This is a genomic window from Hymenobacter rigui, from assembly GCF_003944715.1.
GTDB lineage: Bacteria > Bacteroidota > Bacteroidia > Cytophagales > Hymenobacteraceae > Hymenobacter > Hymenobacter rigui.
Genome location: NZ_RWIT01000005.1, coordinates 282,721 through 296,465, shown reverse-complemented (window position 1 = coordinate 296,465; position 13,745 = coordinate 282,721). Strand labels below are relative to the sequence as shown.

The 13,745-nt window shown below is 59.4% G+C and carries 13 protein-coding genes; 10 read left to right on the top strand and 3 right to left on the bottom strand.

The window, feature by feature from the left end:
• The first annotated feature begins 127 nt into the window (after nt 1–127).
• Entirely contained in the window at nt 128–751 is a 624-nt protein-coding gene (gene rsmG, locus EI291_RS12170; RefSeq protein ID WP_125420217.1) for a 16S rRNA (guanine(527)-N(7))-methyltransferase RsmG, read from the top strand.
• Nucleotides 752–1,172: 421 nt separating this feature from the next.
• Here rsmG and EI291_RS12165 read toward each other — a convergent pair whose 3' ends face one another.
• Nucleotides 1,173–2,159 carry a YheT family hydrolase gene (locus EI291_RS12165; protein WP_125420215.1) on the bottom strand — a complete coding sequence of 329 codons (987 nt, stop codon included), beginning with the start codon at nt 2,157–2,159 and terminating at the stop codon, nt 1,173–1,175.
• Nucleotides 2,160–2,391: 232 nt separating this feature from the next.
• Here EI291_RS12165 and rpsT point away from each other — a divergent pair, with 232 nt between their 5' ends.
• Both rpsT and EI291_RS12155 read left to right on the top strand, forming a co-directional pair.
• The gene (rpsT, locus tag EI291_RS12160) at nt 2,392–2,649 is read left to right on the top strand and encodes a 30S ribosomal protein S20 (RefSeq protein ID WP_044013973.1); all 258 of its coding nucleotides are present in this window, start codon (nt 2,392–2,394) and stop codon (nt 2,647–2,649) included.
• Between the two features lie 167 nt (nt 2,650–2,816).
• Entirely contained in the window at nt 2,817–4,298 is a 1,482-nt protein-coding gene (locus EI291_RS12155) for a T9SS type A sorting domain-containing protein (RefSeq protein ID WP_125420213.1), read from the top strand.
• A 76-nt stretch (nt 4,299–4,374) separates the two neighbouring features.
• On the opposite strand, the gene pyk is transcribed toward EI291_RS12155, so the two are convergent.
• Together pyk and EI291_RS12145 are read right to left on the bottom strand one after the other, a co-directional pair.
• Nucleotides 4,375–5,814, bottom strand: a complete 1,440-nt coding sequence (gene pyk / locus EI291_RS12150; RefSeq protein WP_125420211.1) for a pyruvate kinase — start codon at nt 5,812–5,814, stop codon at nt 4,375–4,377.
• Between the two features lie 151 nt (nt 5,815–5,965).
• Nucleotides 5,966–6,394, bottom strand: a complete 429-nt coding sequence (locus EI291_RS12145) for an IPExxxVDY family protein (RefSeq protein ID WP_125420209.1) — start codon at nt 6,392–6,394, stop codon at nt 5,966–5,968.
• 161 nt (nt 6,395–6,555) lie between these two features.
• On the opposite strand from EI291_RS12145, the gene EI291_RS12140 reads away from it, so the two are divergent.
• The 7 genes from EI291_RS12140 (at nt 6,556) to EI291_RS12110 (ending at nt 13,722) form a co-directional block, all read left to right on the top strand.
• On the top strand, nt 6,556–6,792 hold the full coding sequence (locus tag EI291_RS12140) for an acyl carrier protein (protein WP_019948606.1): 237 nt from the start codon (nt 6,556–6,558) through the stop codon (nt 6,790–6,792).
• Between the two features lie 162 nt (nt 6,793–6,954).
• Nucleotides 6,955–8,208 carry a beta-ketoacyl-ACP synthase II gene (fabF, locus tag EI291_RS12135; RefSeq protein WP_125420207.1) on the top strand — a complete coding sequence of 418 codons (1,254 nt, stop codon included), beginning with the start codon at nt 6,955–6,957 and terminating at the stop codon, nt 8,206–8,208.
• Nucleotides 8,209–8,329: 121 nt separating this feature from the next.
• Nucleotides 8,330–9,079: a ribonuclease III gene (rnc, locus tag EI291_RS12130; RefSeq protein ID WP_125420206.1), complete on the top strand. Its 750-nt coding sequence runs from the start codon at nt 8,330–8,332 to the stop codon at nt 9,077–9,079.
• Between the two features lie 254 nt (nt 9,080–9,333).
• A complete protein-coding gene (locus EI291_RS12125) occupies nt 9,334–10,398 on the top strand; it encodes a metallophosphoesterase (protein ID WP_148103405.1) in 1,065 nt (354 codons plus the stop codon).
• Nucleotides 10,399–10,508: 110 nt separating this feature from the next.
• On the top strand, nt 10,509–12,443 hold the full coding sequence (nadE, locus tag EI291_RS12120; RefSeq protein ID WP_125420201.1) for an NAD(+) synthase: 1,935 nt from the start codon (nt 10,509–10,511) through the stop codon (nt 12,441–12,443).
• Between the two features lie 192 nt (nt 12,444–12,635).
• Nucleotides 12,636–13,334: a DUF433 domain-containing protein gene (locus EI291_RS12115; RefSeq protein WP_170172615.1), complete on the top strand. Its 699-nt coding sequence runs from the start codon at nt 12,636–12,638 to the stop codon at nt 13,332–13,334.
• Nucleotides 13,312–13,722: a PIN-like domain-containing protein gene (locus tag EI291_RS12110; protein ID WP_125420197.1), complete on the top strand. Its 411-nt coding sequence runs from the start codon at nt 13,312–13,314 to the stop codon at nt 13,720–13,722. The genes EI291_RS12115 and EI291_RS12110 overlap by 23 nt, the downstream gene beginning before the upstream one ends.
• Nucleotides 13,723–13,745: the final 23 nt, after the last annotated feature.

Genomic DNA, 13,745 nt, shown 5'->3' with positions numbered 1-13,745 from the left:
CCTGTCATCCTGAGCGAAGCGAAGGACCTTCTCACGTCAGATCAAGTAGCGGTTACGAGTACCGTTCTGGCATGAGAAGGTCCTTCGCTGCACTCAGGATGACAGACGTTTTTACCTTTGCCCCACGATGAACCTGATCAACCACTACTTTCCGCACCTCACCGACCACCAGCGCCAGCAGTTCCAGCAGCTCGATACCGAGTTTCGGAGCTGGAATGAGCGCCTGAATCTGGTAGCCCGCACCGACGTGGACAACCTGGAGGAGCGGCACTTCCTGCACTCCCTGGGCATTGCCAAAGTGGTGGAATTTGCCCCCGGCTCCTCGGTGCTTGATGTGGGCACGGGTGGCGGCCTGCCGGGTCTGCCGCTGGCTATTCTGTTCCCGGAGGTGAAGTTTCACCTGGTGGACAGCATCGGCAAGAAGATTCACGCGGTGCAGGAAATGGCCCACGCCCTGCACCTGACTAACCTCACCGCCGAGCAGATCCGCGCCGAGCAGCTGCGCCCCAAGTACGACTACGTGGTGAGTCGCGCCGTAGCCCGCCTGGCTACCTTTCACACCTGGATTGCCCACCGCTACAAACCTCGCCACGAAGCGGCCCCAGGCAGCGGCCTCTATTACCTGAAAGGCGGGGACCTGACCGAGGAAATTCAGGAATCCGGTCTGAAAGCCACCATCATCGACCTGCCGGATTTCTTTCAGGAACCGTTTTTTGAGACGAAGAAGGTAGTAGTGGTGCGCAACGGCTAGTTTTATTGTGTATGCAGATAATATGTAAGCAGATACAGTATTGGATATTATTATTTCTATTGCCCGTAGTAGCATCCTGTCAGCGCTCTGAAGCCGGCGACATTGGATTATTAGCGCGGGCAAACCAGCCTTCGTGGCTGCAGATATGTCAAAATCCGCGAACGTACGATGGTGATACGTTGTTACTGAAAGGTGTTCTGCATCGTCAGTTTGAGGATATTGGCCTGTACGAAATGGGACTATTTAGCAAGCGACGAATTTGGATAAGCGGTTATTTACCAGCTCCATTAGATGAGATTAAGGAGGCTGATAGATTCGATCAGCGCCCCGTGCGAATAGTGGGGGTATTTGATGCCAATGATACAGGACACTTAAATCAATATAGCGGCAGTATATCCCAGATACTGTACATCCATATTCACTAACTCGGTACTTCCGCCGTCAGGAACTGCACCGCCCGCCGCTCGGAGTAGTACGGCCCGTCCGGAGCACCTTCCCCAAAACCTACGTGCCCACCATCAGCGGGCGTTTCCAGGAACAGATAAGGGCTTTGGGCGGCCACATCACGCGGAAAGCAGGAGGGGGGGAGAAACGGGTCGTTCTGGGCATTTACCAGCAGCGTGGGAATGCGGATGCCGCTGAGGTAACGGCCGGAGCTGGCATGCTCGTAATACTCATCGGCTGATTTGAAGCCGTGCATGGGTGCCGTAAACCGGTCGTCGAACTGCGGAAAATCCTGCAGCTCATCCAGATCCGTCAAATCCACTTGTCCGGGGAGTAGGGCCGCTTTCTGCCGCATCTTCTCCCGCAGGGTTTTCATGAAGCGGTTCAGGTAAATGCGGTTTTCCAGCCGGGCAATATGGTGGGAGCTGGACTTGAGGTCGGTGGGTACCGAAAACACCGCTGCCCGTTGCACCTCCTTGGGCACCCGCGCGGGGTTTTCACCCAGGTATTTGAGCGTAACATTTCCCCCCGCCGAAAACCCGGTGAGAAAGATCCGGCGATACTGGGTAGTGCCCAGCGCATACCGAATCACAAAATCCAGGTCGTCGGTGTCGCCGAGGTGGTAGGAGCGCAGCAGGCGGTTCATCTCGCCGCTGCAGCTGCGGTAGTTCCAGGCCAGGGCATCGAGGCCGGCGTGGTTGAGGGCCCGCACCATGCCCCGCACGTAGGGCCGGCCGGCGTCGCCCTCCAGCCCGTGCGATACGATGCCGAGCGTATCGGCAGCCTGCCCAGCCGGCTGGCGCGACCAGTCCAGGTCCAGGAAGTCGCCATCTTCGGTTTCCACCCGTTCGCGCTGGTAGCGTACGTCGGGCACGGAGCGCCACAGGCTGGGCACAATAGTTTGCAGATGGCCGTTGAACAGGTAAAACGGCGCTTGATAAGGGGAGTCGGGAACAAGTGGCATGGTAGCAGACGACTGGGAGTACGTAGTCAGGAAATGCCCGGCGGTAGCACCAGATAAGATACGTAAAAACCGCCAGGCCGGCATGCCCAGTGACGGAAAAGTTAGGCATGCCGAGCAGAAGCTCTCCTAACCCGGTTTGCTTTATGTCAGAGGTTTGCTATTTCCAATCAAACCCTTACCTTTGCACTCCCCAATTGAACTGAATTCGAGCAGAAGACCATTTTCATACCCCATGGCAAACCACAAGTCGGCCCTCAAGCGCATCCGTTCCAACGAAGCTAAGCGCGTACTGAACCGTTACCAGGCTAAATCTACCCGCACCGCCGTTAAGAAACTGCGTGCTACCACCGACGCTTCGGCTGCTCAGGAGCTGCTGAAGAAAGTATCGTCGATGCTGGACCGTCTGGCTAAAAAGAACATCATTCACAAGAACAAAGCCGCCAACAACAAATCGAAGCTGGCTAAGTTCGTGAAGTCGCTGGCTGCTTAAGCAGTCAATCGGCACTCTGCTCCTTATACAGGAAGGCCCTGGGCGTAAGCTCAGGGCCTTTCGTCGTTTCAGTCAACAGTGTTATGAATATTGACGAAGAAAGTTATATTTCATCCTGAATATTATATAGGCGTTTTGCCATTCTATTACTCCTTTAATCTATACTCATGAAACACGTTTTCGCATTGATGCTGAGCTTAGTACTTGGTGTGGCAGGAACCGCCGCGGGCCAGAACTGGTGCCCTTTCCGGCCTGCCGGCGACGTGCATGCGTTCCGGCTAGCTGCCACTGATACCGTCCTGACGCTACGCCTCGACTCGGCCGGCGTGCAGGGCCCTGATTCGCTGTACTTCTTCAACCGGATTATGCGGCGCACCATGACTCGCGCGTGGTACAAGTCGCGGAACAATCAATTCGGGGTCCGGCTGCGGTACCAGGCTACTCAGCAGATGTATCAGTTGGAATGGAATGCTGAAGCAGGACAGCCCGCTGCCAGTGTGCCACTGCCGGTGCGGCTGAAAACGGGTAGCTCCCTGACGATAGGCAGCGGCCCAACTGCCGTAACTGTGCAGGCCACCAGCCGCACTGTGCGGATGCTGGAGGGCACCGCCGATTCAGTGCTGACCCTGACGCTTAGCACCGGGGCGGTGTATGAAATCAGTAAGAATTTTGGGCTGCTGACGGCACCCGGTCCGGGTGGCCGGTCACTCACGTTGGCCCGCCGCCCGGGGCCTGCCGGGCAGAGCTATTACAACCCGCTCACCTTACTGACTTTGCAGCCCGGCGACGAATTAGGGTTTGAAACACGGCCCATCATGAGTTCCGGAATCGACTGCTACCACGAATGGATTCTGCGGCGGGTAGTGAGCCGGCAGCAGACGGCCGACAGTCTGGTGTACGTATTTCAGCAGCAGACCACGCGCATGCAGTCCAATGCGCCCAGCTGTTATCCGGTGCCCTCGACAGTTACTTCACCAGTGCAACGGGTGCGGCTGGCGGCTTCTCTGCGTACCGGGCGCTGGGGTGGCAGCGGCACACTGCTTTCCAACAACCTGGTTCCTCGCAGGGCCGAGCTACTAGCGTATGAGTATGCAATGCTCCCTAACCAGTTGCTAATGGGGTTTCCGGTTCTGGCACCGTCCGCTGTGAGTCCTCCTGCCGGTATTGGCTGCACTGGGGCTAGCTTGCTGCAGCAACAGGCCCTGTACTGGGAGAGTGGCGACAATAGCTTTCATCCGGGCCTTGACAGCCGGGCCTGGGGGCAGGCCCTGAATGCGGGCCTGGGGCTGACTGCGCAATATGAAACTACCCTTACCTACTACCAGCGCACCAGCAACGGCTCTAGTATCACCTGCGGCAGCCGTACGGCTTTTAGCGCCTTGCTGCCCAACCGCAACGCAGTAGCCACTGCTCTGAAGCTATATCCCAACCCGGCTGCTGCCGAAGCGGTGCTGGAACTGTCGGAAGCCTCTGCTGCCGGAACCCAGGTAACGCTGCTGGATGTTACCGGCCGCACCCGCCTGACGCAGCAGGTGCCTGCGCGCGCTACCCGCTTAGTTATCCCGTTAACCGATCTGGCTGCCGGGCTGTATGTGGTGCGGATAAAGCAGCCGGGGCACGCCCCGGTACTGCTGCGGCTGCAGCATTAACCGTTCAGGAATGTCCAATAAAAAAGGCTCCCTGCCAATTGGCAGGGAGCCTTTTTTCTGTAAACAGCAGGAGCAATTACGCTACGCTCACTTTCACCATGTTGGTTTTGCCCTTCTCATTGATGGGCATCGAGGCCGTGTTGATGAACACATCACCTTTGTTGAGGTGGCCGGTGGTGGTGAGGGCGTATTTGATGTCCGACACGGTGCTGTCGGTGCTCACCATCCGGTCGTAGTAGAAGCCGCGCACGCCCCAGATCAGGCTCAGGGTAGTTAGCAGGGCGCGGTTGTCCGTGAAGATGAAGATGTTTGCCTTGGGCCGGTACTTGGCAATCTGGAAGGCCGTGTAGCCGCGGTGCGTCATACCGGTAATGGCTTTGGCACCCGTATTCTTGGCTAGGTGGCAGGCGGCCGACAGCACGCTGTCGACCATAAACGTGGGCGACTCGGGCGTAATGGGCCACCAGCGGTGGTAGAGCGACTCGCGGCGGGTTTCCACGCTCATAATCGTGCCCACCATCGAGCGGATTACTTCGGCGGGGTAGGCACCCACGGCGGTTTCGGCGGAGAGCATCACGGCGTCGGCTCCGTCGAGCACGGCGTTGGCCACGTCACTGGTTTCGGCGCGGGTGGGGCGGGGGGCCGTAATCATGCTTTCCATCATCTGGGTAGCCACAATTACCGGCTTGCCAGCCTTGTTGCACTTCTCCACAATCATCTTCTGGGCCATTGGCACCTCTTCCATCTTTACCTCCACGCCCAGGTCGCCGCGGGCTACCATTACGGCATCGGTGAGGGCAATGATTTCGTCGAGGTTCTTGAGGCCTTCGGGCGTCTCAATTTTGGCAATTACCCGGGCCGTTTTGCCGCTTTCGGCAATCAGGCTCTTGATAAAGCGGATGTCCTCGCCGCGGCGGGCAAACGACAGAGCAATCCAGTCCACGTCGTTTTCCAGGCCGAATTTCAGGTCTTCAATGTCCTTCTCCGTCATCGATGGGGCCGAAACCTCGGAGTCGGGCAGGTTGATACCTTTGCGGGGCTTCACCAGGCCACCGTAGATAACTTCCACGTCTACCTCTTTGTCCCGGTCGGTGGCCAGCACGCGCAGCTCAATTTTGCCGTCGTCGATGAGGATCATGTCGCCGGGCTTCACGTCGCGGGCCAGGCCCAGGTAAATCGTGCTCAGGCGGGTAGCCGTGCTGATTTCCTTCTCACCGCACACCAGCTTGATCTTGTCGCCGGGCTTGATTTCCACGCCGCCGCCTTCTACTTCCCCAAGGCGGATTTTGGGGCCCTGCAAATCCTGCAGCAGGCCCACGTGCGTGCGCATGTCCTTATTGAGGCGGCGCACCGTGTTAATCACCGAGAGGTGGTCTTCATGGCTGCCGTGCGAAAAATTCAGACGAAACACGTCCACGCCCTCGCGCATAAGCATGCCCAGCTTCTCGTAGGTGTTGGAGGCGGGGCCCACCGTGGCAATTATCTTGGTTTTATTAAAATGCGGATGAGCTTCCATTGAGGTGTTGTATGGTCAAAAATGTAAGACAGTAGGGGGCGCAAACACCCATCATCCTGAGCGCGGCGAAGGACCTTATCACATCGGAACGGTATCGTTCGGGTAGGGGATAAGGTCCTTCGCGCTGCTCAGGATGACAGGGTTTTACTTTTCAAAAGAGCAGATTTTCTTTGAATTTAAGGTCATTCGGGTCAACCTGGCTGACCAATTGGACTTCGGGGAGGGCCGAAAGCTGCACCAGCAGTTCCTCCGGCGAGTGGCTCACCATGCCGGCACTTACCTGCAGCAGATAGTCGTATTCCCGGATATCGGGAGCAAGAAAAGGCTTTTTCAGGGGGGAAGGGTCGACGGACCGGTTGCGCAGCAGGCGCAGCGTGTAGTGCTCCGTGGCGTGCAGATAGTTGCTGATAACGAGGCGGCCCTTGTGCAGCAGGTCGTAAATCAGGTCTTGCTGCTTTACCAAGCGCAGGTGCAGCGCCCGGTTGAGCACCCAGGCCAGCGTGTGCTCCCGGCTGGACGAAACGAGCCCGAACAGGTCGAAGTCGCAGTCGTACTCCACATCCAGCGTAAGGGTTTTCATAAGCGGGGCAAAGGAAAGGAAACGCAAAAATAGGCACCATAGTACCCCGGCGAAACACCCCCGGCCATAATCTTGCACCGGGAAGATTAGGGGGAGGAAGTTTGACAATGTTAGCGAAGATGGTGTTATTTGTGCCGAGTTTTCCTTAAACCCCCACGGAAATGTCTGAAATTGCAGAAAAAGTAAAGGCCATCATCATCGATAAACTCGGCGTAGAGGCTTCGGAAGTTACCCCGGAGGCTTCCTTCACCAACGATCTGGGCGCTGACTCGCTCGATACCGTTGAGCTGATCATGGAATTCGAAAAAGAATTCAACGTGTCTATTCCAGACGATCAGGCTGAGAACATCGGCACCGTGGGCCAGGCTATCAGCTACCTCGAAGAGCACGCTAAATAGTTGTTAGTGCTTAGTTGTTAGTGCGTAGTGCCTGGATAGCTCTGGTGCAGCCTAAGCACTAGCAACTAAGCACTAACTACTACAGTTGCTTACCGGCCGGCCTGCCGCCGGCCGTTTTGCTTTTCTAGTGAATTCCTTTCTTTCGCTTCTCTGAGCCAGCCTATGTCTCTTCGGAGAGTTGTCGTGACCGGCCTGGGTGCCATTACCCCGCTGGGAAACACCGCCCCCGCTTATTGGGAGGGCCTGCAAGCCGGCGTGAGTGGGGCCGCCCCCATCACCCGTTTCGATGCCAGCAAGTTCAAGACTCGCTTCGCCTGCGAAGTGAAGAACTACAACCCGGATACCTACTTCCCCACCAAGGAGGGCCGGAAAATGGACATCTTCACCCAGTTCGCCCTGATTGCCGCTGATGAGGCCATCAAGGATGCCCGCCTGGATGAAGAAGGTATTGATAAAGACCGGGTCGGCGTTATCTGGGGCTCTGGCATTGGAGGACTGACCTCCCTGCAGGCCGAGTGCATCAACTTCGCCAACGGCGACGGCACACCCCGCTTCAACCCGTTCTTCATTCCGAAGATGATTGCCGACAGCGCGTCGGGCAACATCTCCATCCGCCACAAATTCCGGGGCCCGAACTTCGTGACCACCTCGGCCTGCGCGTCTTCCTCTGACTCCATCATCTCGGCCTTCAACTACATCCGCCTGAACATGGCCGATGTAGTGGTAACCGGGGGCTCGGAAGCGGCCATCACCGAATCGGGGGTGGGCGGCTTCAACGCCCTCAAGGCCATGAGCGAGCGGAACGACGCCCCCGAGCAAGCCTCCCGCCCCTACGATAAGGAGCGTGACGGGTTTGTGCTGGGTGAAGGCGCGGCCTCGCTGATTCTGGAGGAGTACGAGCACGCCAAGGCTCGCGGCGCTAAAATCTACGCCGAGCTGATCGGCGGCGGTATGTCGGCCGATGCCTACCACATTACGGCCCCCGACCCCGAGGGTAACGGCGTAGTGCTGGTAATGCAGAACGCCCTGCGCGACGCCGGTATTTCGCCCGCTGACGTGGACTACATCAACACCCACGGCACCAGCACCCCGCTGGGCGACGGGGCGGAGGTGAAGGCCATTCAGAAGGTGTTCGGTGAGCATGCTTACGACCTGAATATCAGCTCTACCAAGAGCATGACGGGCCACCTGCTGGGCGGGGCCGGAGCCATTGAGGCCGTGGCCTGCATCCTGGCCATGCAGCATAACATGGTGCCCCCCACCATCAACCACTTCACCGACGACCCGGAGCTGGATCCCAAGCTGAACTTCACGTTCAACAAGGCCCAGGCCCGCGAGGTGAACGTGGCCATGAGCAACACCTTCGGGTTCGGCGGGCACAACACGTCCGTCATCTTCCGCAAAATCTCTGAATAATGTGGAACGTGTGATGCAATGTGCGAAAGGTGAAAGGAAGGCTGATTGGCTACGGCTGACAGCCCGGTAGTTCAACCTCGCACATTCAACATATTCACCCACATTTATCACATTAGATAAGATGCCAAAGCCCGGTCAGCCCCTGCCGCTATTCGGTTTTTTCCGCCGACTGCTGGGCCGTGACCGGGCTTTTCGGCAGGCTATTGCCACCCTCACGGGGCACACGCCCGACAATGTGCGCCTGTACCAGCTGGCGTTTACGCACTCCTCGGTGGTGCGCCAGCAGGGCGAGCAGGCCCGCCACCAAAGCAACGAGCGGCTGGAGTTCCTCGGCGACGCCGTGCTGGGCACGGTGGTGGCCGAGTACCTGTTTCGCAAGTTCCCCTACGAGCAGGAAGGCTTCCTGACGGAGATGCGCAGCCGCATCGTGAACCGGGAAAGCCTCAACGCTATTGCCCTCAAAATTGGGCTGGATAAGCTGGTGCAGCTGGATGCCGCCCAGGGCCGCGCCGCCCGGTCGCGCTCCGTGAACGGCAACGCCCTGGAGGCGCTGGTAGGGGCCGTGTACCTCGACCAGGGCTACAAAACGGCCCGCAAGTTTGTGCTCAGCCGCCTCATTAAGCCCTATGTGGATGTGAAGGCCATGACCCAGACGACCACCAACTTCAAGAGCAAGCTGATTGAGTGGGCCCAGCGCAACGGCAAAAATCTGCGCTACGACCTCACCGGCGAAGCCCGCCCCGGCGGCGTAATGGAGTTTTCGGCCACGGTAGTGGTTGATGAAAACCCGGTGGCCGTGGGCATGGGCCTCTCCAAAAAGCAGGCCGAGCAATTAGCCGCCGAACGGGCACTGGAAACGCTGGGGGTGTAGAACCCTGAATCTTCTGCGCAAATTACCGCGTCCTCTGCAGGCTACCTTGATATCACAGTGTAGCTCACAGAGGACGCGGTGGTTTGAGAAGGGGCGGTATATCTTTAAGACTGATTATTCTGTCATAAAGTCTAAAGCAATTGAAAAAGGCACTACTTATCACGCTACTCATCTATGTGTTGTACTGCGTAGGCGGTGTGGCGCTGATTGCCCTGGGATACATAGACAAATTTTATTTCCTGCCTTACTGGTCAGTGAAAGGGCCTAATTCCGATAAGTCGGGCTTCTCAGCGGATGGGCCTTGGATAAGCTATGCCGGTACGCAAGGAGTATTGCGGCAAATTGAGCCTCACGCTACCGGTTACCGCCTGCACCAGGATACGTTGCCGGCCATTGCCGGCCAGCGGATACGTTGCTACGTGCCGGAAGCCGGGCAAGTCTTTTCGGTTTTGCTCCGTGCCGCGGCTCAGCCGGAGCCCGCCACGTATCCGCTGCCCGAAAAGATGCTGGTGCTGTCGGATATCGAAGGAAATTTTGCGGGGTTTGAGGCTTTACTGTGGGGCAGTGGGGTGGTTGATAAAGAATTGCGCTGGGCGTTTGGCCAAGGCCATCTGGTGCTGCTGGGCGACTTTTTTGACCGGGGCGTGAACGTAACGGAGTGCCTCTGGCTGATCTATAAGCTGGAAGCTGAAGCGGCGGCGGCCGGGGGGAAAGTGCACTTCATTTTGGGTAACCACGAGCGGATGAACCTCACGGGCCATTTCAAATATGTGCGGCGCAAGTACCGCATCAACGCCGATACCTTGCAATGGCCCTACGAACAGTGGTACGGCCCCCAAACGGTACTAGGCCAGTGGCTGCGCACCAAAAACGTGGTGGAGAAAGTTGGCAACTCCCTGCTGGTACACGGCGGGCTGAGTCCGGAAGTGGCGGCCCAGCACCTGTCCCTGGAGCAGTTGAACGCCATAGCCAGAGCGTATCTGCAGAAACCGGCCACCGACACGACGCTCACGCGCCAGGAGCGGCTGGTGAATCGGCCGCCTCTCAGCCCGGATTGGTACCGCGGAATTGCCCAGCGGGAAGTCCCTGAGGCCACGCTTGAGCAGATGCTACGGCAGTACGGGGCCAGTCGGCTAATCATTGGGCACACGCCGGTATCGGAAATTACAGCTATGTACGGCGGGCGGGTGCTAGCCATTGATCTGCCCCACCAGGAGCGCACGGATGCGCAGGAACCATTGCAGGCACTATGGCTGGAAGGCGGCAAGCTGGAAGCAGTGGATAGTCAAGGCCGCCGCATGCCTGTTGCTTCTAACTAGCGGTAGTGCCCGATTAGTGCAGTGTGATGCAGGGGCGAGGGTAGAGCCGGGCTGTAACCCAATCCGGGGAAATGGAGTTGTTTTGCAGAACGAACCTTCCACCCGAACCCATGCGAATAGCCGGCGCCGCCCTTAACCAGATACCCTTCGACTGGACCCACAACCTGCGCACCATTCAGCAGGCCATTACTCAGGCCAAGGCCGCCGGGGTAGAGCTGCTGTGCCTGCCCGAGCTGTGCCTGACGGGCTACGGCTGCGAGGACCTATTTCTGAGCGACTGGCTGCCCGAAGCCGCGTTGGGGTATCTGCAACAGGTGCGGCCTTGGACGGACGGCATTTGCGTGGTGGTGGGGCTGCCGGTGCGGCTGAACGGGCGCACCTACAACACGGCCGCCGTGCTGCGCGACGGGCAGATTCTGGGCTTCGCGGCCAAGCAGTTTCTGGCCAACGACGGTGTTCACTACGAGCCCCGCTTTTTCCACCCCTGGCCGGCCGGCGAAACCACCACGGTGCAGTGGGAAGGGGAGGAGTGGGCTTTGGGCGACATGATTTTTGAGCACCAGGGCGTGAAGTTCGGGTTTGAAATCTGCGAGGATGCGTGGCGGCCCGACGACGTACGGCCCGCCTGCCGCCTCGTGGGCCGGGTGGATCTGATTGTAAATCCTTCGGCCTCTCACTTCGCCATGAGTAAGACCGACGTGCGCTACCACCTCGTGACGGAGGCTTCGCGCAACTTCCGCTGCACCTACCTCTACGCCAACCTGCTGGGCAACGAGGCCGGCCGCATGATCTATGACGGCGAAATTCTGGTGGCCCGCAACGGCCATTTGCTGCTGCGCAACCAGCTCATGAGCTTCAAGGAAGTGGACATGGAGTACGTGGACGTGGATTTCAGCCAGCTCCTGGAGCCAGCCGCCGAAATTGTGCCCCTGCCTGCGCCCGACGAGTACCGGGAACTGAACCAGGCCCTGAGTCTGGCGCTGTTCGACTACATGCGTAAGGCCCGCAGCCGAGGCTTCGTGTTGAGCCTCAGCGGCGGTGCCGACTCCTGCATGTGCGCCGTGGCCGTGGCCGAGATGGTGCGCCTGGGTACCGCCGAGCTGGGTACCGCCGAGTTCATGCGCCGGGCCGGCTGCTTTACGGCCGAAGAAATTCAGCAGCTGGCTGGCCCCGTGGCCCCTGTTGCTGACCAAGCTGCTCCCGGTCCCCAGGATGCCTCAGTAACGGAACCGAACAACGAACAACGAACAACGAATAACGAGCTCACCCGCCGCCTGCTCACCTGCGCCTACCAGGGCACCGTCAACTCCTCCGACGACACGTTCAACTCGGCCAAAGAGCTGGCCGATTCCATCGGGGCCGTGTTCTATGACTGGACCATTGACGAAGAGGTGACCGGCTACGTGGGCAAGATTGAGCACGCGCTGGGCCGCGAGCTGACCTGGCAGACCGACGACTTGGCGCTGCAAAATATTCAGGCCCGGGTGCGGGCTCCCGGCATCTGGCTGCTGGCCAACGTGCAGAACTGCCTGCTAATGACCACCTCCAACCGCTCGGAGGCCAGCGTGGGCTACTGCACCATGGACGGCGACACGGCCGGCTCCATTTCGCCCATTGCCGGCGTGGACAAGGCCTTTGTGAAGCAGTGGCTGCGCTGGGCCGAAGCGGAATTGAACTACCCCGCCCTGCGCCACGTGAATGCTTTGCAGCCCACCGCCGAGCTGCGGCCCCTCGAAGACAAGCAAACCGACGAGCGGGACCTGATGCCCTACCCGCTGCTCAACCGCATCGAGCGGCTGGCCTTCTACGACCGGCTCAGCCCCCGGCAGGTGCTGGCTAAGCTGGTACAGGAGGACCCCGTCGCCGACGCCGAGCAACTCAAAACCTACGTGAAGCGCTTCTACTCGCTCTGGAGCCGCAACCAGTGGAAGCGCGAGCGGTACGCCCCCGCCTTCCACCTCGACGACTACAACGTGGACCCGCGTTCCTGGCTGCGCTTCCCCATCCTGAGCGGCGGCTTCACCCAGGAGCTGAACGCGCTGTAAGTGGAGGCTGGCAAGACCTAAACAACCCGTCATTCCTCGCGGGGCTCGGAATGATGCTTTTAGATGAGTTCAGAGGTGGCTCTTTGCCACTTCTGAAAAGGCTGGTTCCGCTTACTGCTTCCTATGCGCTGACAGCGGGTACCGGTTATGCCGCAAACCCTGTACTTTCGTAGCTCAACTCTGAACAGCAACGTGACGGCAAGCAGTCTGACTCAACTATACCAGGAACGCGAGGCCTACCGGCTGCCGGTGTACTCGGCGCGGCAGGTGGCCCACCTGACGGGGCTGGCGGCTACCACCGTGCAGGCCTGGACGCGCGCCGACGATGCCCTGGTGCAGCCGGCCAGCGCAGAGGGCCTGTCGTTTTTGAACCTGGTAGAGGTGCACGTGCTGGCCGCCATCCGGCACCAGCACGGTATTTCGCTGCAGCGGGTGCGCCACGCGGTGCAGTTTGTGCGCCAGGAGCTACAGGCCGAGCATCCGCTGGCCCAGCACCAGTTTGAAACCGACGGCGTGGATTTATTTGTGCGGGCGCTGGAAGATGAGAACCTGCTCATCAACGCCTCCCGCCGGGGCCAGATGACCATTCGCCAGCTGGTGGAAGCCTATTTGCGCCGCATCGAGCGGGCGCCCGACGGGTTTCCGCTGCGCCTGTTTCCGGTGTACGGCAGCGGGCCGGGCTTCGCGCCGGAAGGCCTGCCAACCCTCATTGCCGTCGACCCCACCATTGCCTTCGGCCGGCCCGTACTCACCGAAAACTACGTGCCCGTGGACGTGGTGGTGGGCCTGTACCGCGCCGGTGATTCGGTGCGCGCCATTGCCGAGGAATTCGGCCTGACTACCCGTGCCGTGGAAGAAGCAATTCGTTATGAGCTTGGAGCCGCAGCCTAACCCCGTATTTTTTCTCGACCGCACCGTGGCCATGCCGCGGGTGCAGGCCGCCCTGCGAGAGCAGCAGACGGCCTTCGTGAGCCACACCGACCTGTTCCGCCCCGAAACGCCCGATACCGAGTGGCTGCCGGCCGTGGCGGCCCGGGGCCTGTGCGTACTCACCCAGGAGCGCCGCATCCGCTACAACCCGCTGGAGCAGCAGGCCCTGCTGGCCAGCGGGGCGGGCACGTTCATCATCGTGGCCAAGGGCCTCACCAGCGCCGAGCTGGCGGCCTGCGTGGTGCGGGCCTTGCCGCGCCTGCGCCGGTTTGCCAGCCGCACGCCCCGGCCGTTTCTGGCTAAAGTGTACGTGGATGGCAGCGTGCAGCTGCTGTCTTCTCCTTCTTAACTCTCCCCCGACGACTTTTTACT